The 22,393-nt window shown below is 70.1% G+C and carries 21 protein-coding genes; 1 reads left to right on the forward strand and 20 read right to left on the reverse strand.

The annotated features are described in order from the left end of the window. Window positions 1-116 precede the first annotated feature (116 nt). From D5S19_RS09485 to prmC, 14 genes are all read right to left on the reverse strand, one after another. Complete coding sequence (locus D5S19_RS09485) at window positions 117-551, reverse strand: DUF2550 domain-containing protein (RefSeq protein ID WP_120022979.1); 435 nt, start codon at window positions 549-551, stop codon at window positions 117-119. Between the two features lie 28 nt (window positions 552-579). Next, window positions 580-945 (reverse strand): F0F1 ATP synthase subunit epsilon, encoded by a 366-nt coding sequence (locus D5S19_RS09490; protein ID WP_098513579.1) that lies wholly within the window; start codon window positions 943-945, stop codon window positions 580-582. Between the two features lie 114 nt (window positions 946-1,059). Further along, window positions 1,060-2,487, reverse strand: coding sequence for a F0F1 ATP synthase subunit beta (gene atpD / locus D5S19_RS09495; protein WP_120022980.1), 1,428 nt, complete (start codon window positions 2,485-2,487; stop codon window positions 1,060-1,062). Beyond that, window positions 2,487-3,425 carry a F0F1 ATP synthase subunit gamma gene (locus D5S19_RS09500; RefSeq protein WP_120022981.1) on the reverse strand — a complete coding sequence of 313 codons (939 nt, stop codon included), beginning with the start codon at window positions 3,423-3,425 and terminating at the stop codon, window positions 2,487-2,489. The genes atpD and D5S19_RS09500 overlap by 1 nt, the downstream gene beginning before the upstream one ends. A gap of 11 nt (window positions 3,426-3,436) precedes the next feature. Beyond that, window positions 3,437-5,074, reverse strand: a complete 1,638-nt coding sequence (gene atpA, locus D5S19_RS09505) for a F0F1 ATP synthase subunit alpha (protein WP_120022982.1) — start codon at window positions 5,072-5,074, stop codon at window positions 3,437-3,439. Window positions 5,075-5,137: 63 nt separating this feature from the next. Beyond that, window positions 5,138-5,962: a F0F1 ATP synthase subunit delta gene (locus D5S19_RS09510; RefSeq protein ID WP_120022983.1), complete on the reverse strand. Its 825-nt coding sequence runs from the start codon at window positions 5,960-5,962 to the stop codon at window positions 5,138-5,140. Between the two features lie 7 nt (window positions 5,963-5,969). Next, window positions 5,970-6,530 carry a F0F1 ATP synthase subunit B gene (locus D5S19_RS09515; protein ID WP_120022984.1) on the reverse strand — a complete coding sequence of 187 codons (561 nt, stop codon included), beginning with the start codon at window positions 6,528-6,530 and terminating at the stop codon, window positions 5,970-5,972. A 28-nt stretch (window positions 6,531-6,558) separates the two neighbouring features. After that, entirely contained in the window at window positions 6,559-6,816 is a 258-nt protein-coding gene (locus D5S19_RS09520) for an ATP synthase subunit c family protein (RefSeq protein WP_120022985.1), read from the reverse strand. Window positions 6,817-6,875: 59 nt separating this feature from the next. Continuing rightward, window positions 6,876-7,661: a F0F1 ATP synthase subunit A gene (atpB, locus tag D5S19_RS09525; protein WP_120022986.1), complete on the reverse strand. Its 786-nt coding sequence runs from the start codon at window positions 7,659-7,661 to the stop codon at window positions 6,876-6,878. A 392-nt stretch (window positions 7,662-8,053) separates the two neighbouring features. Continuing rightward, entirely contained in the window at window positions 8,054-8,494 is a 441-nt protein-coding gene (locus D5S19_RS09530) for a hypothetical protein (protein ID WP_120022987.1), read from the reverse strand. Between the two features lie 49 nt (window positions 8,495-8,543). Then, a complete protein-coding gene (locus D5S19_RS09535; RefSeq protein ID WP_120022988.1) occupies window positions 8,544-9,713 on the reverse strand; it encodes a glycosyltransferase family 4 protein in 1,170 nt (389 codons plus the stop codon). Between the two features lie 95 nt (window positions 9,714-9,808). Next, window positions 9,809-10,459, reverse strand: a complete 651-nt coding sequence (locus D5S19_RS09540) for an L-threonylcarbamoyladenylate synthase (protein WP_120022989.1) — start codon at window positions 10,457-10,459, stop codon at window positions 9,809-9,811. A 22-nt stretch (window positions 10,460-10,481) separates the two neighbouring features. Then, on the reverse strand, window positions 10,482-12,446 hold the full coding sequence (locus D5S19_RS09545) for a M6 family metalloprotease domain-containing protein (protein ID WP_120022990.1): 1,965 nt from the start codon (window positions 12,444-12,446) through the stop codon (window positions 10,482-10,484). 177 nt (window positions 12,447-12,623) lie between these two features. Continuing rightward, the gene (gene prmC / locus D5S19_RS09550; RefSeq protein WP_120022991.1) at window positions 12,624-13,490 is read right to left on the reverse strand and encodes a peptide chain release factor N(5)-glutamine methyltransferase; all 867 of its coding nucleotides are present in this window, start codon (window positions 13,488-13,490) and stop codon (window positions 12,624-12,626) included. A gap of 134 nt (window positions 13,491-13,624) precedes the next feature. Between prmC and wsfD the strand changes: the two genes are divergently transcribed. Beyond that, window positions 13,625-15,064: a glycan biosynthesis hexose transferase WsfD gene (gene wsfD / locus D5S19_RS09555; RefSeq protein WP_120022992.1), complete on the forward strand. Its 1,440-nt coding sequence runs from the start codon at window positions 13,625-13,627 to the stop codon at window positions 15,062-15,064. A 2-nt stretch (window positions 15,065-15,066) separates the two neighbouring features. On the opposite strand, the gene prfA is transcribed toward wsfD, so the two are convergent. The 6 genes from prfA to D5S19_RS09585 all read right to left on the reverse strand — a co-directional run bounded on the left by prfA (window position 15,067) and on the right by D5S19_RS09585 (window position 22,387). Next, window positions 15,067-16,137, reverse strand: a complete 1,071-nt coding sequence (gene prfA / locus D5S19_RS09560) for a peptide chain release factor 1 (RefSeq protein ID WP_120022993.1) — start codon at window positions 16,135-16,137, stop codon at window positions 15,067-15,069. Between the two features lie 80 nt (window positions 16,138-16,217). Next, window positions 16,218-16,442 (reverse strand): 50S ribosomal protein L31, encoded by a 225-nt coding sequence (gene rpmE / locus D5S19_RS09565; protein ID WP_098513565.1) that lies wholly within the window; start codon window positions 16,440-16,442, stop codon window positions 16,218-16,220. A 199-nt stretch (window positions 16,443-16,641) separates the two neighbouring features. Next, window positions 16,642-18,600 carry a transcription termination factor Rho gene (rho, locus tag D5S19_RS09570; RefSeq protein ID WP_120022994.1) on the reverse strand — a complete coding sequence of 653 codons (1,959 nt, stop codon included), beginning with the start codon at window positions 18,598-18,600 and terminating at the stop codon, window positions 16,642-16,644. A gap of 421 nt (window positions 18,601-19,021) precedes the next feature. Beyond that, a complete protein-coding gene (gene thrB, locus D5S19_RS09575; protein WP_233573791.1) occupies window positions 19,022-19,918 on the reverse strand; it encodes a homoserine kinase in 897 nt (298 codons plus the stop codon). Beyond that, entirely contained in the window at window positions 19,915-20,970 is a 1,056-nt protein-coding gene (thrC, locus tag D5S19_RS09580; RefSeq protein ID WP_120022995.1) for a threonine synthase, read from the reverse strand. The genes thrB and thrC overlap by 4 nt, the downstream gene beginning before the upstream one ends. A 70-nt stretch (window positions 20,971-21,040) precedes the next feature. Next, the gene (locus D5S19_RS09585) at window positions 21,041-22,387 is read right to left on the reverse strand and encodes a homoserine dehydrogenase (RefSeq protein WP_120022996.1); all 1,347 of its coding nucleotides are present in this window, start codon (window positions 22,385-22,387) and stop codon (window positions 21,041-21,043) included. Between the last annotated feature and the right edge of the window lie 6 nt (window positions 22,388-22,393).

Consider the following 22,393-nt stretch of genomic DNA (forward strand, 5'->3'; position numbering starts at 1 on the left):
GTAAGGCTGTGAAGGGACCCTTCACAGACTCAGAGTCCGTGAAGGGTCCCTTCACGGCCCTGGCGGTTCGTGGGAACTCGGCCGGGTGACCGCGCAGGGCGTGCTGAGGCTGCGATTCAGGAGGCCCGGGGCAACCGGCGCCCGGGCGGGGCGGACTCCAGCCAGGACAGGAACCCGGTGAGCGCACCCGGCCCCATGGCGATCTCGATCGCCTCCTGCGCCGCGGACTCACAACGAAGCACGGTCGAGCCGTCCGGCACCGCGTAGGCCTCCGATCCGGAGGGATCCCGCCGGTCGGCGATCTGCATGCTCTCGCGCTGGAAGACCCGGTCCGGGCCGGCCCGCAGGCTCCACACCCGATACCAGACGAACTTGTCGCCCTCGTACCGGCCGAGCCCGAGGTGCCAGCTGGCCCGCGGATGGTCCGGACGCCACCGCAGCGCGACGCTCACGCCACCGCCCCGGCGCATCCGGATCCATCGCTGGACATACCAGCCGGCCACGAGGACGACCACGATCAGGAGAGCCAGCACCACGATGACGATCTCCATGGCCCGGCCTCCGTTCGCGTTCGCCCGGTCAGGCCGTTTGCCCGGCCGCGCGGAGCCTGCCCGCTGCCCTGGCCCGCTCGGCCTCGTCACCGGTGCTGAGCGCGGCCTGCGCGGCCGCCACGTCGATCTCGTCGGACAGCTCGGCGCTCTCGGCCAGCACACTCACGCCGGTGGCGGTGACCGACAGGAAACCACCGTGTACGGCCGCGGTGAGCACCTCACCGTCGACCGTGTTCACCTTCACCACGCCACCCTCGACGAGCTGGCCGAGGACCGGCTCGTGGCCCGGCATGATGCCGATCTCGCCTTCGGTGGTCTGCGCCACCACGAAGGTGGCGGTACCCGACCAGAGCCGGCGCTCGACGGCCACCAGCTCCACGGACATCTCAGCCACGTAGCACTCCTTCGCTCGCCGGGGTCACCGCCGAGTGTAATAGGTCCGGCTTCGGGTACCGGAACGGCGGGGCCTTCAGTCCACAATGGACATCCGCCCCGCCGCCCCGGAACGTCACTTACCGGTGATCTCCCGGTACTTCTTCTCCAGGTCCTCGAGCCCGCCGATACCCAGGAACGCCTGCTCCGGGTAGTGGTCGAAGTCGCCCTTGGTGATCCGGTCGAAGGACTCGATGGTCTCGGCCAGCGGCACCGTCGAGCCGGGGATCTGCGTGAAGGCCTCGGCCACCAGCATGTTCTGGGACAGGAACCGCTCGATCCGGCGCGCCCGCTGCACGGTCAGCTTGTCCTCTTCGGAAAGCTCGTCCATCCCGAGGATCGCGATGATGTCCTGCAGTTCCTTGTACTTCTGCAGGATCCGGATGACCTCGGAGGCCACCCGGTAGTGGTCCTCCCCGACGATCGCCGGGTCGAGAATGGTCGAGGTCGAGGCCAGCGGGTCCACCGCCGGGAAGATGCCCTTCTGGAACACCGACCGGGAAAGCTCGGTGGTGGCGTCCAGGTGCGCGAACGTGGTCGCGGGGGCCGGGTCGGTGTAGTCGTCCGCGGGCACGTAGATCGCCTGCATCGAGGTGATCGAGCGACCCCGGGTCGAGGTGATCCGCTCCTGCAGCTGACCCATCTCGTCGGCCAGCGTCGGCTGGTACCCCACCGCCGAGGGCATCCGGCCCAGCAGGGTGGAGACCTCGGAACCGGCCTGGGTGAACCGGAAGATGTTGTCGATGAACAGCAGCACGTCCTGGTTCTGGACGTCGCGGAAGTACTCCGCCATGGTCAGCGCGGACAGCGCGACCCGCATCCGGGTGCCCGGCGGCTCGTCCATCTGGCCGAAGACCAGGGCGGTGTCGTTGATGACGCCGTCCTCGGACATCTCCAGGAACAGGTCGTTGCCCTCACGGGTGCGCTCGCCGACGCCGGCGAACACCGAGGTACCACCGAAGTTCCGGGCGACGCGGGTGATCATCTCCTTGATCAGCACCGTCTTGCCCACGCCGGCACCGCCGAACAGGCCGATCTTGCCACCCTGCACGTACGGGGTCAGCAGGTCGACGACCTTGAGGCCGGTCTCCAGCATCTCCGTCTTGCCTTCGAGCTGGTCGAAGGCCGGCGGGTTGCGGTGGATGCCCCAGCGCTCGAGGTCCGCGCCGTAGCCCGGCTCGTCGAGGCACTCGCCGAGCGCGTTGTAGACGTGGCCCTTGACCTTGTCGCCCACCGGCACGCTGATCGGGGCACCGGTGTCGGTGACCTCGGCACCGCGGACGAGACCGTCCTGCGGCTGCAGCGAAATGGTGCGCACCAGGTTGTCGCCGAGGTGGCTGGCGACCTCGAGGGTGACCGTCTTGCGCAGCTGCTCGAACTCGATGTCGACCTGCAGCGCGTTGAACTGGTCGGGGACGGAACCGCGCGGGAACTCGACGTCGACGACCGGCCCGGTCACCGAGACGATGCGCCCCTTGGCGCGCGGGGCTTCAGTACTCGTCATCAGTCATCACTTCCTGCTGCGGTGAGCGCGTTCGCGCCACCGACGATTTCGGAGATCTCCTGGGTGATCTGCGCCTGGCGGGCCTGGTTCGCCTCCCGCGTCAGCGTGTTCACCAGTTCGTTCGCGTTGTCCGAGGCCGCCTTCATCGCCGTGCGGCGGGCCGCCAGCTCCGAGGCCGCCGACTCCAGCAGCGCGGAGTACAGCCGGGTGTTGATGTACTTCGGCAGCAGCGCGGAGAGCAGCTTGTCGGCGCTGGGCTCGAACTCGTAGCTCGGCAGCAGCCCGGCGGGCTTCTCGTCCTCGCCCTCGGAGTACTCGACCTCCAGCGGCGCGACGCGCTTGGCCACCGGCCGCTGGGTCAGCATCGACACGAACTCGGTGTAGACGACGTGGATCTCGTCCACCCCGGTGATGCCGTCGGCATTACCGGAGGAGTCGTCGACCCCGGCGTTGAAGGACCGCACCAGCGTTTCCGCGGCCGTGACCGCGTCCGGGTAGCCGGGCTGGTCGGAGAACCCGGTCCAGCTGCCGGCCACCGGGCGGTTGCGGAACCGGTAGTAGTTCAGGCCCTTGCTGCCGGTGGTGTAGACGTCGACCTCTTTGCCCTCCTCGCGCAGCAGCGCGAGCAGTTCCTCGGTCGCCTTCAGCACGTTGGAGTTGTATCCACCGCACTGGCCCTTGTCACTGGTGACGACCAGTACCGCGGCACGCTTCGGGTTCGGGCGCTCGACCAGCAGCGGGTGGTCGAGACTCGTCGCCGCGCCGGCCAGCGCCGAGAGCACCTTGGTGATCTCGTCCGCGTACGGCCGGGAAGCGGCAACCTTCGCCCGCGCCTTGGTGATGCGCGCGGTGGCGATGAGCTCCATCGCCTTGGTGATCTTGCCGATCGACTTCGTCGCCTTGATGCGCGAGCGAAGCTCCCGCAGTTGTGCGGCCATGGGCTACCAGCTCACTTCTTCGGGGCGGGCTTGTTGACCTTGACGGTCTCCTGCCCGACCTTCTCGGCGTCCATCGCGTCGGCGTTCGACTCGAGCGGCTTGCCCTCGGCGGTGGTGAACTCCTTCTTGAACTCCTCCACCGCCGCGATCAGCGCGTCCCTGGTGGCGTCCTCGAACTTGCCGGTCTCGCGGATCGCGCCGAGCACCTCGGCGTGCTTGCGCCGCGCCGAGTCGAGGAACTCCAGGTTGAACCGGCGCACGTCCTCGGTCGGGACCGAGTCGAAGTGGCCGTTCGTGCCCAGGTACACCGTGGCGACCTGCTCCTCGACCGGGACCGGCGAGTACTGCGGCTGCTTGAGCACCTCGTACAGCCGGGCACCACGCTCGAGCTGCGCCTTCGACGCGTCGTCGAGGTCCGAGGCGAAGGCGGCGAACGCCTCCAGCTCGCGGTACTGGGACAGGTCGATCCGGAGCGAGCCCGCGACGTTCTTCATCGCCTTGACCTGCGCGGCACCACCCACGCGGGAGACCGAGATACCCACGTCGATGGCCGGGCGCTGGCCGGCGTTGAACAGATCGGACTGGAAGAAGCACTGGCCGTCGGTGATCGAGATGACGTTCGTCGGGATGTAGGCCGACACGTCGTTGGCCTTGGTCTCGATGATCGGCAGCCCGGTCAGCGAGCCCGCGCCCAGCTCGTCCGAGAGCTTCGCGCAGCGCTCCAGCAGGCGGGAGTGCAAGTAGAAGACGTCGCCGGGGAAGGCCTCGCGGCCCGGCGGGCGGCGCAGCAGCAGCGAGATCGCGCGGTAGGCGTCGGCCTGCTTGGTCAGGTCGTCGAACACGATCAGGACGTGCTTGCCCTCGTACATCCAGTGCTGGCCGATGGCCGAGCCGGTGTAGGGGGCGATCCACTTGAAGCCGGCCGAGTCCGAGGCCGGGGCGGCGACGATGGTGGTGTACTCCAGCGCACCCGCCTCTTCGAGCGCCGTCTTCACCGAGGCGATCGTGGAGCCCTTCTGGCCGACCGCGACGTAGATGCAGCGGACCTGCTGCTTCGGGTCGCCGGTCTCCCAGTTGGCCTTCTGGTTGATGATCGTGTCCACCGCGACCGCGGTCTTGCCGGTCTTGCGGTCGCCGATGATCAGCTGACGCTGGCCGCGGCCGATCGGGGTCATCGCGTCGATCGCGGTGATGCCGGTCTGCAGCGGCTCGGACACCGGCTGGCGCTCGACCACCGAGGCGGCCTTGAGCTCCAGCGCGCGACGGCCGGTGGTCTCGATCTCGCCGAGCCCGTCGATCGCCTCGCCGAGGGGGTTGACGACCCGGCCGAGGTAGCCGTCGCCGACCGGCACGGAGAGCACCTGGCCGGTCCGCTTGACCTGCTGGCCCTCTACGATGCCGTCGAAGTCACCGAGGATCGCGACACCGATGTCGCGCGCGTCCAGGTTCAGCGCCACGCCCAGCACGCCGCCCGGGAATTCGAGCAGCTCGTTGGCCATGGCCGAGGGCAGCCCCTCGACGTGGGCGATCCCGTCACCGGCGTCGGCGACGACGCCGACCTCTTCCCGCTCCACCGAAGGGGCGTAACTCGAGACGTAATTCCCGATCGCCTGGGCGATCTCGTCCGAGGAGATCGTCAGCTCCGCCATTTCGTTCCCGCTCTCGCTTCTGTTTCGTCAGTGTGCAAAGTCTGTGTGCCGGGGGATGCGGCCTCAGGCCCTGGCCAGCCTGCGGCGCAGCGCCGCGAGCTGACCGGAGGTGCTGCCGTCGATGACCTCGTCGCCGACCCGGACGACGAGCCCGCCGCCGAGGGCCGGGTCGATCTCCACGTGCAGCGCGATCGGCCGGCCGTAGAGCCCGTCGAGCTTGGCCGAAAGCTGCGCCCGCTGGGCGTCGCTGAGCGCGCTCGCGCTGGTCACGTAGGCGACCGAGCGCTCCCGCCGCTGCGCGGCGAGTGCGACCAGCGTGTCCAGCCGGGCACCGACCCCGCGGCCCTTGGCCCGGCGCACGACCTGTTCGACGAGGGTTTCGGTGACCACGTCGACCTTGTCCGCGAACAGCCCGCGCACGAGCGTGCGCTTCGCCTCCGCGGGAGCGATCGGGTCGGACAGCGCGGCGTCCAGCTCCGGGGAGCCGGCCACGATCCGCGCGATCTGGAACAGCTGGGATTCGACGGTCTCGACCCCGCCCGCCTGCTCGGCCGCGGTGAGCAGCGCCGAGCGGCCGAGCGATTCGAGCCCGTCCACCAGCTGGCGGGGACTGGACCAGCGGCTGCCCACCACGGTGTCGAGCACCTGGCGGGCCGGTTCGCTCAGCTTGCCCTCGAACAGCCGGCGGACCAGGCCCCGGCGGCTCTCCGGGTCCACCGAAGGGTCACCGACCGCGCGGCGCAGGCCGATCTCGCGGTCCAGCAGGTCGACGACCGAGAGCAGCTCGTCCCCGACCGTCGCGGGGTCGGCCCCCGCGTCGGCCAGTACCTCGCCGAGACGGGTCCCGGCGAGGTCGAGCGCTTCCCGGCTCGCAGCATGCAGCGTCATCTCTGGTCTACTTCCCCGCTCCGTTGGTGGCACCGGACGTCTCGAGTTCCGCCAGGAACCGGTCGACGGTGCCGCGGCGGCGCGCCTCGTCCTCGAGCGACTCGCCGACGATGCGGCCGGCCAGCTCCACCGCGTTGCGGCCCAGCTCGGCCCGCAGCTCGGTGACGATCTGCGCCTTCTGCGCCTGCAGCTGAGCCTGCCCCTGCGTGACGATCCGCTGGGCCTCGGCCTCGGCGTTCGCCCGCAGTTCGGCCTTGATCTGCTCGGCCTCCAAGCGCGCGTCGTCGCGGATCTTCGCGGCCTCGGACCGGGCGTCGGCCAGCTGCGCCTTGTACTCGGTCAGCGCGGCCTCGGCCTCGGCCTGGGCCTTCTCCGCCCGTTCGATGCCGCCTTCGATCTTCTGTGCCCGCTCCTCGTACGCCTTCTCGAACCGAGGGACGACGAACTTCTTGAGCACGAACAGCAGGATCAGGAAGGCGACGAACCCGAGGATCAGCTCCGAGATATCCGGAATGATCGGGTTGTGCGTCTCGCCTTCCGCGGCGAGGAACAGAACACTGTTCAGCACGACGTCTCCTTAAGCAACGAGCGAGAACTCAGGCGGCGGAGGCGATGAAGTAGATGACAATGCCGATCAGGGCGAGCACCTCGGTGAGCACGAAGGTGGAGAAACCGATGCCCTGCAGTTTGCCCTGCGCCTCCGGCTGACGTGCGGTGCCGTTGATGACCGCGGCGAAGATCAGGCCCACGCCGATGCCCGGGCCGATCGCGCCGAGGCCGTACCCGATCGCGGCCAGACCGGCGTTGATGTTGGCGGGCTGGGCGGCAGCCTGGGCGAGGAGGATGTTGCTCACGTGCGTTTCCCTTCACTTCGGTCCGCGCACTCGCGCGGATCGGGGCTTGTGGTTCTTTCTCAGTGGTCCGACGCCAGCGCGGCGCCGATGTACCCAGCCGACAGCAGGGCGAAGATGTAGGCCTGCAGGACCTGGATGAAGGCTTCGAGGAAGGTCATGCCGATGGCGACGACCCAGGCCACCAGGGAGACCGGCTTCAACGCCCAGCCGGAGGTCTCGGTCAGCAGGAAGGTGCCGCCGAGGGTGAACACCGCCAGGATCAGGTGCCCGGCGAACATGGCCGCGAACACCCGGATGGCGAGCGTGATCGGGTTGAGGAAGAACTTCTCCGCGAACTCGATCAGCGAGAACAGCGGCAGAACCGCCTTCGGCACGCTCGGCGGGGCCAGTTCCTTCTTGAAGTAGCCCGCGAAACCATGCCGCTTGAACCCGGCGTAGTGGTACACCGGGAAGACCACGAGGACCGACAGTGCGATCGGGAAGCCGAACCGCGCCATCGTGGGGAACTGGAGCGCGGGGATGATCCCGTACAGGTTGTTCAGCAACACGAAGGTGAACAACGCGAAAACGAGCGGGACGTACCGCTTGAAGTCGTGGGAACCGATCTGCTGCCGCGCGATGTTGTTCCGGCTGAAGTCGTAGATCGACTCGGCGATGAACTGGCCCTTGCCCGGCACCACCTTCAGCTTCCGCGTGGCCAGCAGGAAGTACGTCGCGATGATGACAACCGAGAGCACCACCAGCAGCATCGGCTTGGTGACCGAGCCGAACAACGGCGGCAACTCGAAACTCTGGGCGCCGGGTGGTGAGAACACCGCACCTTCGGCCAGTACCAGCGCGCTCACTGCGCTCCCTCCGGTTCTCCCGGCCGGCGTTCACTCCGCCGGGGGAATCGTCACGATCTGGACTTAACGTACCCGATACGTTTCGGGACGCCGGAGGCGGCTTATCCCACCGCGCGCGGAGCACCGGAACACGCTCCGCGGCACAGGAAGGTCTCGCGCGCGCACTGCCCTTCAGTCCACTTCGGACCAGCGGTGGAGCGGCAGGAACCAATCGGTCGCCACACTGCTGATCGAGGTTTCGCGAGGGAGTACGCGGCCGAGGCCGCCACCCATGACGCGGACCATACCAGCAGGTCAATCGGTGCCGTACAGGCGTACTCCTAACCCACCGAACGGCCGAGGACTTAAGTCCCGGGTCCGGCCGGGACCACCGTCTCGAACCGGGCGGAGGATCAGCTGCCGGCCGGGATGATGGCCGGGATCTTGGTCCGCCGGAAGGCGGCGAACTCCACGGCCGCGGCCACCAGGATCGCCACGATCATGGTGATGCCGAGGGAGAGCGGGTGCAGCACGGTGACGCCCTTGAGCAGGCTCAGCGCGGCGAACAGCACGACGATCTTGACGACGTACCCGCCGAGCGCTATCACCATCACGAACATCGGGTCCTGGCCCGCGCTGAACTTCATCATGCCCAGAGTGGACAGTGAGGCGAGCAACGCCAGCGTTCCGCCGACCAGCGAGCCGAGCAAACCGGGTAGCCCGAACACGATGCTGAACACCGCGATGCACGCCAGCACCGCGGGCGGGGTCACCAGCAGGGAGGCCCGGGTCATCGCACGTGCGGCCTTGCTCACGACCGCGGCGTGCGGGTTCTCGGTTTCGGTCTCGCTCACGCTTGGCTCCCAGGTCGGTTCGACCCGCCAGTGTAGCCGCCGCCGGTGCTCAGCCGCCGCGGTGGTGCCGGGCGCGCAGCCGCGGCACCAGTGAGACGAGCACCGCGACCACCAGTCCGGCGCCGATCACCCAGAACACCACGGCGCTGTCGAACAGGGTCACCGACACCGCGCCGAAGGCGAGAATGCCCGCCCAGAAGTAGATCAGCAGCACCGCGCGGCGCTGGGAGTGACCGATCTCGAGCAGCCGGTGATGCAGGTGCATCTTGTCCGCGGCGAACGGGCTCTCCCCGCGCCGGGTCCGCCGGATCACCGCCAGTACCAGGTCCAGCACAGGGATGAAGAGAACCGCGACGACCACCACGAGCGGGGACAGCAGGGCCAGCGCGTCGGAGGCGGTGTAGCGCAGGTAGTTCACCCGGCCGCTGGCCGAGATGGTCGCCCCGGCCAGGACCAGGCCGATCATCATGGAGCCGGAATCGCCCATGAAGATCTTGGCGGGCTGGAAGTTGTAGGGCAGGAAGCCCAGACACGCCCCGGCCAGCGCGGCCGCGATCAGCGCGGGCGCGTAGGTGCCGGCGTCCACGAAGGACCCGCCGGTGGTGACCAGCAGGTTGAGCGAGAAGGTGCACGTGGCCGCGGCTGCGATGAACCCGAGTCCGCCGGCCAGCCCGTCGAGGCCGTCCACGAAGTTCACCGCGTTGACCATCAGCACGACCATCACCACGGTCAGCAGCGCGCCCTGGTTCTTGTCCAGCACCAGCACCGAGCCGAACGAATCACCACCCCCGCCCCACGGCACCCAGAACGACACCCACTGCACGCCGAAGATGATCAGGATGCCCGCGCACATCACCTGGCCGGCGAGCTTGGTCCAGGCGTCCAATTCGAACCGGTCGTCGAGCACACCGATCAGCGAGATGACGCCGGCCGCGATCAGCACGCCGACCGAGTCGAGCGAGGCGTCGAACGCGTGCCCGAGCGCGGGCAGCTGGTGGGCCAGCCCCATCGCGGCGGCCAGCCCGAAGTAGATGCCCACGCCGCCCATCCGCGGGATCGGCGTGACGTGCACGTCGCGGGCCCGAGGGTTGGCGATCGCGCCGATCCGGATCGCGATCTTGCGCACCAGCCCGGTGAGCAGATAGGTCACCGCGGCCGCGGTGAGCGCGACCAGGAGGAATTCCCGGATCGGGAGGAGAAGTCCTTGCACTGCAGGCATGACGGTGTCACATCTGCCGGGGGTTCGGAGTCACCGCGTTACGCTACCGCGACCGGATGGGGACCAGGCGCACGGCGGGCACCGAGCCGACCGGCTCAGCCGAGCGATTCCACCGGGACACCGACGACCTCGGCGATCGCCGCACGGGTGACCGCGCCCTCGCGCAGGACCACCGGACCGTCCCCGGTGAGGTCCACGATGGACGAAGCGACCGAATCGCCGCTGGAGCCGCCGTCGAGGTACACCGCGACCGAATCGCCGAGCTGCTCCTGTGCTTCGGCGGCTGTGGCCGCGGGTGGCCGGCCGGACACGTTCGCGCTGGACACTGCCATCGGGCCGACGTCGCGCAGGAGTTCGAGGGCGACCGGGTGCAGCGGCATCCGCAGCATCACCGTGCCGCGCGAGTGCCCGAGGTTCCACTGCAGACTCGGCGCGTGCGGCAGCACGAGGGACAGATCCCCCGGCCAGAACGCCTCCACCAACGCGCGCGCCTGCGGCGGCATGCCGAGCACCAGTCCGTCCACAGTGGACCATGAGCCGACGAGCACGCCGACCGGCATGTCCGGGCCGCGGTTCTTGGCCCGCAGCAGAGCCTGCACCGCGCCGGCGTCGAACGCGTCGGCGCCGATGCCGTAGACGGTGTCGGTGGGCAGCACCACCAACCGGCTCGACCGCACCGCGCCGGCCGCGGAGGCCAGCCCTTCGGCCCGGGAATCGCGCTTGCTGCAGTCGTACACCGCACTCATGCCGCGAAGCCTAGCCCTCCGTTCAGGAGCCCAGTGCGGTGCAGGTGGTGGTGGCCGTCTTCGCCGGGTCGGCGACCGAGGTCGCGGTCAGCTCGACGCGGGCGGTGTACGGGGCACCGGCCGTGCGCTTGGCATATACCGGCACCCGCGTCGTAGCGCCGAACTTCGCGGTCGCCAGCTCGTTCGGGAGCCGGACCTGCCAGCCTCCGGTGCTGGTGCGTGCGCTCAGCCGGTAGGTGTCGGTGTCGTAGGGCGCCGCGGCTCCGCCGGCCGAACCCGAGTTCAACAGCGCGAAGTCACAGGTGGCGAGCCCGCCGCGGGCGAACGCGGGCGGCGCGGGCCGAAGCCGGGCGCCCCGGGTCTGCGGGCCGGAGCCGTCGAGTGAGGAGACCGTGACGGTGTAGGACAGCACGCCGTGTGCGTCCCGGTCGAGATCGGTCACCAGGAAATGCAGGCGGTTCGCCTCGTCGGTGTACTCGTACCCGCTGGAGGCGCCGGTGCCCGCTTTGAAGGTGGCGTCGTTGAGCTGCCGGTAGTCGCCGATGGTGATCTTCACCGGGGTGCCGTCCGGGCGGACGTAGTCGGTGAGGCCGAGGTCTTGCGGGTTGGCGTCCACGATCCACTCGAACGGGGCGTCGTCCTGTTTCTTGGTCTTCGCCAGCAGCACGCCGGAGTCCGGAGTGAAGGAATCCGAGCCCATCCGGTCCACGACTTCGAGGCTGTAGCCGTCGTAGCCGCCGCCGTCGCATCGTGGGTCGGTCGCCTGGTCGCAGGGCGGTTCGCGGTCACCTCCGGTGAGCGCGATGGTGAGGCCGCGGTAGGCACCCGGCGCCGGGGCCGCCTCGCGGGCGGTGACCCGTGCGGTGACCGGGCCGGTGGTGGCGAGCTGGTTCCGGTCGAGCTGCAGGACCTCGTGCGGGTCCACGATGCCGAGCTTGAGCTTGTTGCGGAGCATGTGGTGCGAACCCATCGAACCACCTTGGGTGGCCGGGATCCGCCAGCGCGTGTGCGGTCCGCCGGGGCCGTTGAAACTGCCGCGGGACAACATTTCCCACGGTCCGGTGTACGCGCGCTGCGGTGGGTCGCCGAACGGGTTGTTGTAGTTGTCCCCGATGCCGAGGATGTGGCTGAACTCGTGCGCGAACACCGCCTGGCCGGAGCTTTCCGCCTGGGTGGACGAGCCGTTCGCGGCGTTCGGCCAGAGACTCGCGGCCGAAGCCCACGAGGTCCACGGCACGTACCGGGTGTGCGCCCAGTTCCGCCCGCCGCCCGGCGGCCCGAACTCGGCGGGCACCTGCTCGCGCGAGCCGAACTTCATCTCGCCGAATTCCTGCCAGGTGGAACTCTCGTCCTGGCCGGCGGAGAGGAAGAAGACGAAGTCGAACTTGTCGGCCACCGCGTTCCCGACGTCGGCCCGCCAGGCGGCCGCGGCGTCCGTCCGGAGGTTGCGCACGCAGTTCGCGCCTTCCGGGCAGTCCTGTTGCTGGAACTCCATGCCGTATTCGAAGGACTTTCCCGGCATCCGGTACGGCCCGAACGCGGTCAGGTCCACGCCGAGCCGTCCGCCGGAGTCCTCCATCCAGTACTCGTTGATGGTGTGCCCGTGGTTGAGCTGCCCCGGTTTGTTGAGGAAATCCTGGTAGTACTGCGCGACCTGGTCCCGGCGCAGCCCGCTGGCCTCCGGGCCGGGGTTGCCGAACACGGTGGCCTGCGGCGATCGGGTGACCACGAAGTCCTCGTCCGGGTAATCGGTGAGGACGACCGCGCCTTTGAACGTGCGCTGCGTGGGTTTGCGCGCCGGATCGGCCCAGTCGGTGCCGGGGATCGCGCGGTAGTCCTGCCAGGTCATCGCGGATTGGTCGACCCAGCGGGCGGAGTCCAGCGGCGCGGGCCAGTCGCGCGTGCGTGGGTCGGCAGCGGCAGTCCCGGCGGTCAGCGCCGCCCCGAGCAGCAGCACTGCGGTGAGCACACACGTTTTCCGGGCCATCCGCACTCCTTCGCGCCGGGCATTCCGCTCGACGCTAGCGCCGGAATCCGGACGCTGGAGCCACCTCCACCCCCTTGCCCCACAACGAAAGTCGCCCCCCCCCCACCGCGCTATGGCAAGCCGCTGTGAAGGGACCCTTCACGGACCCAGAGTCCGTGAAGGGTCCCTTCACAGCCTTCAACCGAGGCGGCGGGCGGTGACGAACCGCGGACGGCCGGTCAGGTCCGGGTGGTCCTCGACGCCGGTCAGCACCCGGCGGGAACGGACCAGCGCGGGCACCGCCGAACCGTGCGTGTCGTCGTGTTCGATGGCGAGGCCGCCGCCGGGGCGAAGCAGCCGAGCGCCGGCCGCGATGGCGTGCCGGATCACCGCGAGGCCGCTTTCCGCGGCGAACACCGCGACGGCCGGGTCGTGCTCGCCCACCTCGGGCGGTACGGGGGTGCCGTCCGGGACGTAGGGGGGGTTGCACAGCACCAGGTCGACCAAGCCGTCCAGCTCGGCGAACATGGTCGGATCGGCGATGTCGCCGGAGTAGAGCCGGATCGGCGTACGGCCCGCGTCGGCGTGTACGTCGGCGTTGTGCCGGGCCCAGGCGAGCGCCTGCGGGTCGACGTCGACCGCGTACACCACCGCGTCCGGCCGTTCGTTCGCCAGCGCCAGCGCCAGCGCGCCGGAACCGGTGCACAGGTCGACCACGACCGGGAACTCCCGGCCCTGCAAGAACTGCACCCCCCATTCGAGAAGCAGCTCGGTCTCCGGACGGGGGACGAACACCCCGGCGCCGACGTTCACCGTGACATTGCCCAACGCGGCCCAGCCGGTCAGGTGCTGCAGGGGGATGCGCTTCGCCCGCTGCGCGACCAGCTGCCCGATGGCCTCGATCACCGGCGGATCCACCAGCGGCACCATCGGCAACCGGCCGCGTTCCACCCCGAGCACGTACGCAGCGATGTGGTCCGCGTCCGCCCGCGGCGAGTCGACGCCCGCGTCCTTGAGGATCCGGGTCGCCTCCATGATGGCCAGGCGCAGCGGCTGCCGATTCACTGGTGATCCTTCACTGTTCGAGCCTGACACAACAGGGCTGCCGCCCAGGGTATCGACTCCGGCGCGCCGCCGGGTGCCGCCCGGTCGGTGCCGTCCGGCCGGAGCGGGCCGAGCGCATCTCCTACACTCGCCCAGTGCGTTTCCGGCAACTGCGCTTCGGCCTCACGGTCTTCGCTGTCTCGCTGACCCTGCTGCTGGTGCGGTTCCTCGTTCCCCGCCCGGTCGGCATGGCCGACAACGGCGACGGCTGGCGGCTGCTGTGCAAGCTCGGCGGACGGCAGCTGGACCGGCCGTCCGAGGGCTTCGTGCGGTTCACCTACGGGGCCGCGCCGCCATGCGATTCCGCTTATGTGTCCAGCCAGACCTGGCTCGATTGGACGGCGAGCAAGCTCGGTGCGCTGTTCGGCGTGCCCGGGGTGCTGAACCTGATCGTGCTCGGGGTGCTCAGCTGTGTGCTGGTCGCGGTGGCGATCACCGCCACGGTGGCCGGGCTCGGCCTGCGCGGGTGGCACCGCTGGCTCGCCACCGCGCTGCTGCTGCTCGTGATGGCCGATTCGGCGTTCTTCGGCTACTTCGCCTCGGTGCTCAGCGAGGGCGCCGCGTTCCTGGGCATCCTGCTGATCTGCGGTGGCCTGCTGCTCATGCACCGGCCGCTCGGGCTGCGCCGGGCCGGTGCCGTGGTGACCGTCCTCGGTGGACTGATCGGGCTGAACGCGAAATCGCAGACCCTGGTGCTTATCCCGCTGTTCGTGCTCGCGGTGCTGCTGGTGCGGCCGGGCCGGGTACGGGGAAAGGCCCGCTGGGCGCTGCCGGGCGCCGTGCTGGCGATCGTCGCCGCGGGCACTCTCGCCATGCAGTCCCAAGGCGATCCGGCCAACACGGAATACCGCCAGGCCAACATGTACAACGCGATCTTCAGCTCCATTGTGGACGGTAAGCACGATACGAACGGCGATCTGACCGCGCTGGGCCTGCCCACCTCGTTCGCGCAGTACATCGGCACCGGCTGGTGGAGCGCCAACGCGGCCTGGCACGACCCGCTCTACCCGAAGTACGAGAAGCAGATCAGCCGCCGGAACGTGGCGCATTACTACGCGACGCACCCTGGACGGGTGACGGAAATCCTGCAGCAGGGCGGGGTCGACACGCTGACCGCGAGGCCGGAGAACCTGGGCAGCTTCGGCGAATCCTCCGGCGAGCCACGGCTGGCCAAGGAGTACCGGGTGCCGGTGTTCTCCGGGCTGGCCGCGTTAGCCGCTCCACTCGGGTTGTTCGTGCTCGTCCCGATCTGGGTGCTGGTCGCCGTGGCCGGGGTCCGTGCGTTCCGGCGGCAACGCCGGGAGTACGGGATCGTGCTGTTCCTGCTGATGTTCTTCGCGGTGGGCCAGTTCGGGCTGTCCGCGCTCGGCGAGGGCATCGAGGGCGTGAAGCACCAGGTGCTCACGCTGTTCCCGACCGTGCTGGCGATCGTGTTCGGGATCCTCAGCCTGCTCCCCCGCGACACCGAAGACGCGGAGGAACTGACGACCGGGGACGAGGACCAGCAGACCGAGGTGCTGCCCGTGGTCGGCTGACCTCAGCCGGACTGCGCGGCGAGCCGCTCCTCGCGGTCGGCCGCGGCCAGCGCGTCCAGCACGCCGGTCAGCTCGCCGTCGAGCACCTGGTCCAGATTGTAGGCCTTGTAGTTCACCCGATGGTCGGAGATCCGGTTCTCCGGGAAGTTGTACGTGCGCACCCGCTCCGAGCGGTCCACCGTGCGGACCTGCGAGCGGCGGGCGTCCGAGGCCTTCGCGGCGGCCTCTTCCTCCGCGATCGCCTGCAACCGGGCCTGCAGCACCTGCAACGCCCGCGCCCGGTTCTGCACCTGGGACTTCTCGTTCTGGCAGGACACCACGATGCCGGTCGGCAGGTGCGTGATGCGCACCGCGGAGTCGGTGGTGTTGACGCTCTGCCCACCGGGACCGGACGAGCGGAACACGTCCACCCGCAGGTCGTTCTGGTCGATCTCGACCTCGACCTCCTCCGGTTCCGGGTAGATCAGCACACCGGCCGCGGAGGTGTGGATGCGGCCCTGCGATTCGGTGGCGGGCACGCGCTGCACGCGGTGCACCCCGCCCTCGAACTTCAGCCGGGACCACACGCCGTCCACGTCCGCGGTCTTGCTCTTGAGCGACAGCGTGACGTCCTTGAACCCGCCGAGGTCGGAATCGGTGGAGTCGAGCACCTCGGCCTTCCAGCCGTGACGCTCCGCGTAGCGCAGGTACATCCGCAGCAGATCACCGGCGAACAGTGCGGATTCCTCACCGCCCTCGCCGGATTTGATCTCCATGACCACGTCCGAACCGTCGTACGGGTCGCGGGGCAGCAGCAGCTCGGTCAGCTTCGCTTCCAGCTGCGGGATCGCGGCGGCCAGCTCCTCGGCCTCCGCAGCGAACGCCGGGTCCTCGGCCGCCAGCTCCCGGGCCGCGCTCAGATCGTCACGAGCCTGATCCAGCTCGCGCACGGTACGCACCACCGGGCTCAGCTCGGCGTAGCGCCTGCCCAGCTTCCGGGCCCGGGACTGGTCGGCGTGCACGGCCGGATCGGCCAGGTCCCGCTCCAGCCGCGCGTACTCGTCGAGCAGCCCCTTGAGCGAACTCGAATCCACTTGGCCGCCTTCCCTTCCCACACCCCACCCGGACAGAACAACGGCGCCCACCCCGGTTCGGGTGGGCGCCGTCGGCCGAGCTACTTGGCGTCGTTCTTCTGCCGCTTGCCGTAGCGCTTTTCGAACCGCGCGACCCGGCCACCGGTGTCCATGATCTTCTGCTTGCCGGTGTAGAACGGGTGGCAGTTCGAGCAGATCTCGACGTGGATCTGACCCGACTCCTTCGTGCTGCGGGTGGTGAAGCTGTTCCCGCAGTTGCACGTGACGGCCGTGGTCACGTATTCGGGGTGAATACCGCTCTTCATGGTGTCCTCTCTCGTTGGCCCCGGGTCCCCGGATGCGGGGTGAACCGGTGCCGGACTTCAGCGGAACATTCTGCCAGACCAGCCGGCACCCGCTCCAACGCACCCCCGTGACCAGCTATTCCCGGCCAAAAAGCTGTGAAGGGTCCCTTCACGGACGCTGAGTCCGTGAAGGGACCCTTCACAGCTTTGAACGCGGGCGTCAGTCGTCTTCGCCGCCGCCGAGGGCGGTCTTGGAGACCTGCATCAGGAACTCGATGTTGGTCTTCGTCTTGCGCAGGCGGGAGATCAGCAGATCGATGGCCTGCTGCGAGTCCAGCGCGTGCAGCACCCGGTGCAGCTTGTGGGTGACCGCCAGCTCGTCCGGCGAGAGCAGCAGCTCCTCCTTGCGGGTACCGGACGGGTTGACGTCGACCGCCGGGAACACGCGACGCTCGGAGATCTTCCGGTCCAGCTTGAGCTCGGCGTTGCCGGTGCCCTTGAACTCCTCGAAGATCACCGTGTCCATGGTGGACCCGGTCTCCACCATCGCGGTGGCGAAGATGGTGAGCGAGCCGCCGTTCTCGATGTTGCGTGCCGCGCCGAGGAACCGCTTCGGCGGGTACAGCGCGGTCGAGTCGACACCACCGGAGAGGATCCGGCCGGACGCGGGCGCGGCCAGGTTGTAGGCCCGCCCGAGCCGGGTGATCGAGTCCAGCAGCACGACCACGTCGTGCCCCATCTCGACCAGCCGCTTGGCCCGTTCGATGGACAGCTCGGCCACCGAGGTGTGATCGGAGGGCGGGCGGTCGAAGGTGGAGGCGATGACCTCGCCCTTCACCGACCGCTGCATGTCGGTGACCTCTTCCGGCCGCTCGTCGACCAGCACGACCATGAGGTGGGCCTCGGGGTTGTTGGTCGTGATCGCGTTCGCGATGTCCTGCATGATCGTGGTCTTACCGGCCTTGGGCGGGGACACGATCAGCGCGCGCTGGCCCTTGCCGACCGGCATGATCAGGTCGATCACGCGGGTGGTCAGCTTGTGCGGCTCGGTCTCCAGCCGCAGCCGCTCGTTCGGGTAGAGCGGGGTCAGCTTGGTGAAGTCCGGGCGGCGCTTGGCCTCGTCCGGCTCCAGCCCGTTGATCGAGTCGACGCGCACCAGCGGGTTGAACTTCTGCCGCTGCTGCTCGCCGTCGCGCGGCTGGCGCACCACGCCGGTGATCGCGTCGCCGCGGCGCAGGCCGAACTTGCGGACCAGCGACAGCGAGACGTACACGTCGTTCGGGCCGGCCAGGTAGCCGGAGGTCCGCACGAACGCGTAGTTGTCCAGCACGTCCAGGATGCCGGCGACCGGCAGCAGGACATCGTCCTCGCGGATCTCGGTGTCCGGCGCGCCGCCCTCGCCCCGGCCGCCCCCGCTGCCCCGGCGCCGCCGGTCGCGGAAGCGCCGGCCACGGCGGCCGCCTTCCTCGTCGTCGTCGTTCTGGGCGCGGTTGTCCTGGTTGCCCCGCTGACGGTTGTCCTGGTTACCGCGCTGGCGGTTGTCCTGGTTGCCGCCGTCGCGGTTGTTGTCCCGGTTGCCATCACGGTTGCCGTCGCGGCTGCCGCGCTGCTCCCGGTTTCCGCCGCCATCTCGGTTGCCTTCGCGGTTGCCACCATCACGGCCGCCGTCACGGTTGCCTTCGCGGTTGCCACCGTCCCGGTTCCCGCCTTCGCGGTTCCCGTCCCGGTTCGCCCCGCGGCGCCGCCGGCCGCGGCCGCCCTCCTCCGGCTGCGCCTGCGGAGCTTCGGCCTGGCCTTCCGGCTCCGCCTTCGCCACCAGCGCCTCGGCCTTGACCTCCGGCTTCGGCTCCGCCTCCGCCTTCGCGGCCTTCGCCGCCCGTACGGGCTTCTCCGCCTTCGGCGCGGCTTCGCCGACGCCTTCGAGCGGCAGCGGCTCCGCCGTGCCCGCCCGCTTGCGGCTGCTCTTGCCCTGTCGCTCGCGGATCGCGGCGATCAGGTCGCCCTTGCGCATCCCCGTGGTCTCGCCCACACCCAGCTCGCCCGCCAGCTGACGAAGCTCGGCGATGACCATCCCGGACAGTCCCCCGGCGCGGCGCCTCGGAGCAGCCGCGGCCCCATTGTCTTCAGCGGCCGCGGCCGGGGTCGCCACGTCGCCGCTCAACAGATCGGTGTTGCTCACACATGTCCTTCCTGACCGACCCACGCCTCAGGTGGATCAGCGGGCTGCCGCCGTTCGCTTCCGATCGCGAGAGACGGCTTCTGCCTCCGATGCGGGCGAACCGTGCCTCGGCGTGCGAGACACGGCGAAACGCCGCCGGCACAGGGTCTTGGTTGCTGCCTCCTCCGGAGGAGGAAACGGAATTCGGCACCGCCGACACTCCGGAACCCGCCTTGCGTCCTTCCGCGTCCCGCGTGCCAGGCGGTGCGGATCGGCGGATCGTCGAAGGATGCGGACTCCGGGACTCACGTGGAGCGCAGAACCGCACCGGGTGCGGAAACGCACGGTGATCGAACGCCCCCGAGGGTAGACCGCACCCACTCCGCGTGCAACAACCACCCCCCGTGTGGCGCCCCATCCCACCCGTGGTGTGACTGCCTCGTCACCGGGCCTCCACCTGCACACCTGAGCGGTCGACAGGCAACTCGGCGACGCTGAAGGCACCAACGTCCACCGAGGGCGGCAGTATTCCCGTTTCGGTGAGCGCCAGCACAGTGGGACCGGCGCCGGAGATGGTGGCGGGCACGCCCTGGGCGCGAAGTGCGCGCACCAGCCCGGAACTGGCCGGATACGCCTCCGCGCGGTAATCCTGGTGCAGCCGGTCCTCGGTGGCCGCGAGCAGCAGCTCCGGCCGTTCGGTCATGGCGAGCACCGTTAATGCGGCGCGGCCCGCGCTGTGCGCCGCGTCCGCGTGCGGGACCTGCGGCGGCAGCAGGCCACGGGTCGCGACGGTGGACGAGCGTTCCGCGGGAATCGCGACCACCGGCCGGATCCGCTCGCTCGGAATCACCCGTTCGGCGCGAAACCGGCCGTTCTCGAACCACGCCACCACAAGGCCGCCCAGTAAGCTCGCCCCGGCGTTGTCCGCGTGCCCTTCGAATTCCGCGGCCAGCTGCAGCGCGGTCTCGTCGAGCTTGCGCCCGGCCACCGCGTACCCCAGCGCCACTCCGGACACCACCGCGGCGGCGGACGAGCCGAGCCCGCGCGCGTGCGGAATGGCGTTGTGGCAACGCAGATGCAGACCGGGCGGCCGTACGTCCCAATGGGCGCATGCCCGGCGGAATGCGCGGATGACCAAATGCGATTCGTCGGTCGGCACTTCGGCCACATCGCCCGCGCCGGCGTCGATCACCTCGATCGCGAGACCGCCGCCGGTGACCTGGAGCTCCACCACGTCGTAGCGGGCCAGGGCGAGACCGAGCGCGTCGAAACCGGGGCCGAGGTTCGCCGTCGAGGCGGGCACCGTGACGCGGAACGCCGGCCCGCCGGAGGTGATCACCGCAGATCCAGCGCCGCCGCCACGGCGGTCGGATCCACCGCGAGCGGCTCCACCTCGACGTTGCCCTCCAGCGCGGTGGCCGGGTCCTTCAGACCGTGCCCGGTCACCGTGCAGACGACCGTGGCGCCCTTCGGCAGCCGGCCGTCGGCGGCCGTGGCGAGCAGCCCGGCCACGCTCGTCGCCGAAGCGGGCTCGACGAACACGCCTTCCCGGCGCGCGAGCAAGCGATAGGCCGCCAGGATCCGCTCGTCGGTGATCGCGTCGAACAGCCCGTCCGACGCCTCCTTCGCGGCCACGGCGCCCGCCCACGAGGCGGGGCTCCCGATGCGGATCGCAGTGGCGATCGTGTCCGGGTCGGGCACCGGAGCGCCGTGCACCAGCGGCGCCGCACCGGCCGCCTGGAACCCGAACATCCGCGGGGCGCCGGGGACCACCCCGTCCGCGGCGTACTCGGAATACCCGGCCCAGTACGCGGTGATGTTGCCCGCGTTGCCGACCGGCAGGCAGTGCACGTCCGGTGCCTTGCCGAGCACATCGCAGATCTCGAACGCGGCCGTCTTCTGCCCCGCGATACGCACCGGGTTCACCGAGTTGACCAACGTGACCGGGTAGTCCCCGGAGGTCTTGCGGGCCAGCTCCAGGCAATCGTCGAAATTGCCGTCGACCTGCAGGATGCGGGCGCCGTGCAGCACGGCCTGGGCCAGCTTGCCCAGCGCGATCTTGCCCTGCGGCACCAGCACCGCGCAGGTCAGCCCGGCCCGCGCCGCGTACGCCGCGGCCGAGGCGGAGGTGTTGCCGGTGGACGCGCAGATCACCGCCTTGAGCCCGCTCGCCAGCGCGTGCGTGATGGCGACCGTCATCCCGCGGTCCTTGAAGGACCCGGTCGGGTTCGCCCCCTCGACCTTCAGGTACACCTCGGCGCCGGTGACCTCGGACAGGTGCGGGGCGGGCAGCAGCGGGGTGTTGCCCTCGCCGAGCGTCACCACCCGCGCGCCGTCCGGCACCGGGATCCGCTCGCGGTAGGCCTCGATGATCCCCGGCCATGCGCTCATGCCGTCGCCTCGTTTCGGATTCTCCCCGCGCGGCCGGGCAGTGCCGCGCCGATTCCCCGGCAAGCTGTGCTCACTGATCTTCGCCTTCCACCCGCATCACGCTGACGACTTCGTGCACCACGTCGAGTTTCGCGATTTCGTCCACAGTGGACCGCAGCGCCGCGTCCGGCGCGAGATGGGTGACCACCACCAGGCTCGCGGTGTCGTTCGCGTCGCGCTGGCGCACCGCGGCGATGCTCACCCCGTGCCCGGCGAAGGCCTGCGCCACCTGGGCGAGCACCCCGGCGCGGTCGGCCACGTCCAGGCTCACGTGATACCGCGTCGGCGTCTGGCCCATCGGCCGCACCGGAAGTGCGGCGTGCGCCGATTCGCGCGGGCCGCGGCCGCCGGCCACCCGGTTGCGGGCCACCGCGACGAGGTCGCCCAGCACCGCGCTGGCGGTCGGCGCGCCACCCGCGCCCTGGCCGTAGAACATCAACTCCCCGGCCGCGTCCGCCTCCACGTACACCGCGTTGAACGCGCCGCCGACCCCGGCCAGCTGGTGCCCGCGCGGGATCATCACCGGATGCACCCGGGCGGAGACCGACTCCGTGCCGTCGTCGGCGGTGACCCGTTCGCAGATGGCCAGCAGCTTCACCGTCCGGCCCAGCACCCTGGCCGCGACCAGATCGGACGCGGTCACCTGGGCGATGCCCTCGCGGTGCACGTCCGAGGCGGTGACCCGGGTGTGGAAGGCCAGCGACGCCAGGATGGCCGCCTTCGACGCGGCGTCGTACCCGTCCACGTCGGCGCTCGGGTCCGCCTCGGCGTACCCGAGCCGGCTCGCCTCGTCGAGCGTCTCCGCGTAACCCGCACCGGTGGTGTCCATCGCGGAGAGGATGTAGTTGGTGGTCCCGTTGACGATGCCCATCACGCGGGTGATCCGGTCCCCCGCCAGCGATTCCCGCAACGGCCGCAGCAACGGGATCGCCCCGGCCACGGCGGCCTCGAAGTACAGGTCCGCGCCGGCCGCGTCGGCCGCCTCGAACAGCTCCGCGGAATGCTCGGCCAGCAGCGCCTTGTTCGCGGTGACCACGGACTTCCCGGCCCGCAGCGCGGCCAGCAGCCAGCCACGGACCGGCTCGATACCGCCGACCAGCTCGACCACCACGTCCACGTCCGGGCGCACGACCAGCCCGGCCGCGTCGTCGGTCAGCAGCTCGGTGGGCAGCTCGGGGTGCTTGTCCGGACGGCGGACCGCGATCCCGGACAGCTCCACCGGCGCACCGGCTCGCGCGGCCAGCTCCGTGGCCTGCTCGGCGAGCAGCCGGGCGACCTCGCCGCCGACCGTGCCGCAGCCGAGCAGGGCGACCCGGAGCGCGCGGCCGGCCACGAGCGGTTCCCCGTCCGCCGCGGGCACAGCCGTACTCGAGGACACAGTGGG

Origin of the sequence: Amycolatopsis panacis, from assembly GCF_003600245.1 — a bacterium.
GTDB lineage: Bacteria > Actinomycetota > Actinomycetes > Mycobacteriales > Pseudonocardiaceae > Amycolatopsis > Amycolatopsis sulphurea.

Excerpts from the sequence above, each read along its gene's own strand:
- D5S19_RS09540 (WP_120022989.1), bottom strand. The coding sequence starts at position 10,459 with ATGAGTGCGGTGTACGACTGCAGCAAGCGCGATTCCCGGGCCGAAGGG.
- thrC (WP_120022995.1), bottom strand. The coding sequence starts at position 20,970 with ATGAGCGCATGGCCGGGGATCATCGAGGCCTACCGCGAGCGGATCCCG.
- D5S19_RS09500 (WP_120022981.1), bottom strand. The coding sequence starts at position 3,425 with ATGGCCGCACAACTGCGGGAGCTTCGCTCGCGCATCAAGGCGACGAAG.
- D5S19_RS09485 (WP_120022979.1), bottom strand. The coding sequence starts at position 551 with ATGGAGATCGTCATCGTGGTGCTGGCTCTCCTGATCGTGGTCGTCCTC.
- D5S19_RS09545 (WP_120022990.1), bottom strand. The coding sequence starts at position 12,446 with ATGGCCCGGAAAACGTGTGTGCTCACCGCAGTGCTGCTGCTCGGGGCG.
- D5S19_RS09510 (WP_120022983.1), bottom strand. The coding sequence starts at position 5,962 with ATGACGCTGCATGCTGCGAGCCGGGAAGCGCTCGACCTCGCCGGGACC.
- atpD (WP_120022980.1), bottom strand. The coding sequence starts at position 2,487 with ATGACGAGTACTGAAGCCCCGCGCGCCAAGGGGCGCATCGTCTCGGTG.
- D5S19_RS09535 (WP_120022988.1), bottom strand. The coding sequence starts at position 9,713 with ATGCCTGCAGTGCAAGGACTTCTCCTCCCGATCCGGGAATTCCTCCTG.
- rpmE (WP_098513565.1), bottom strand. The coding sequence starts at position 16,442 with ATGAAGAGCGGTATTCACCCCGAATACGTGACCACGGCCGTCACGTGC.
- atpA (WP_120022982.1), bottom strand. The coding sequence starts at position 5,074 with ATGGCGGAGCTGACGATCTCCTCGGACGAGATCGCCCAGGCGATCGGG.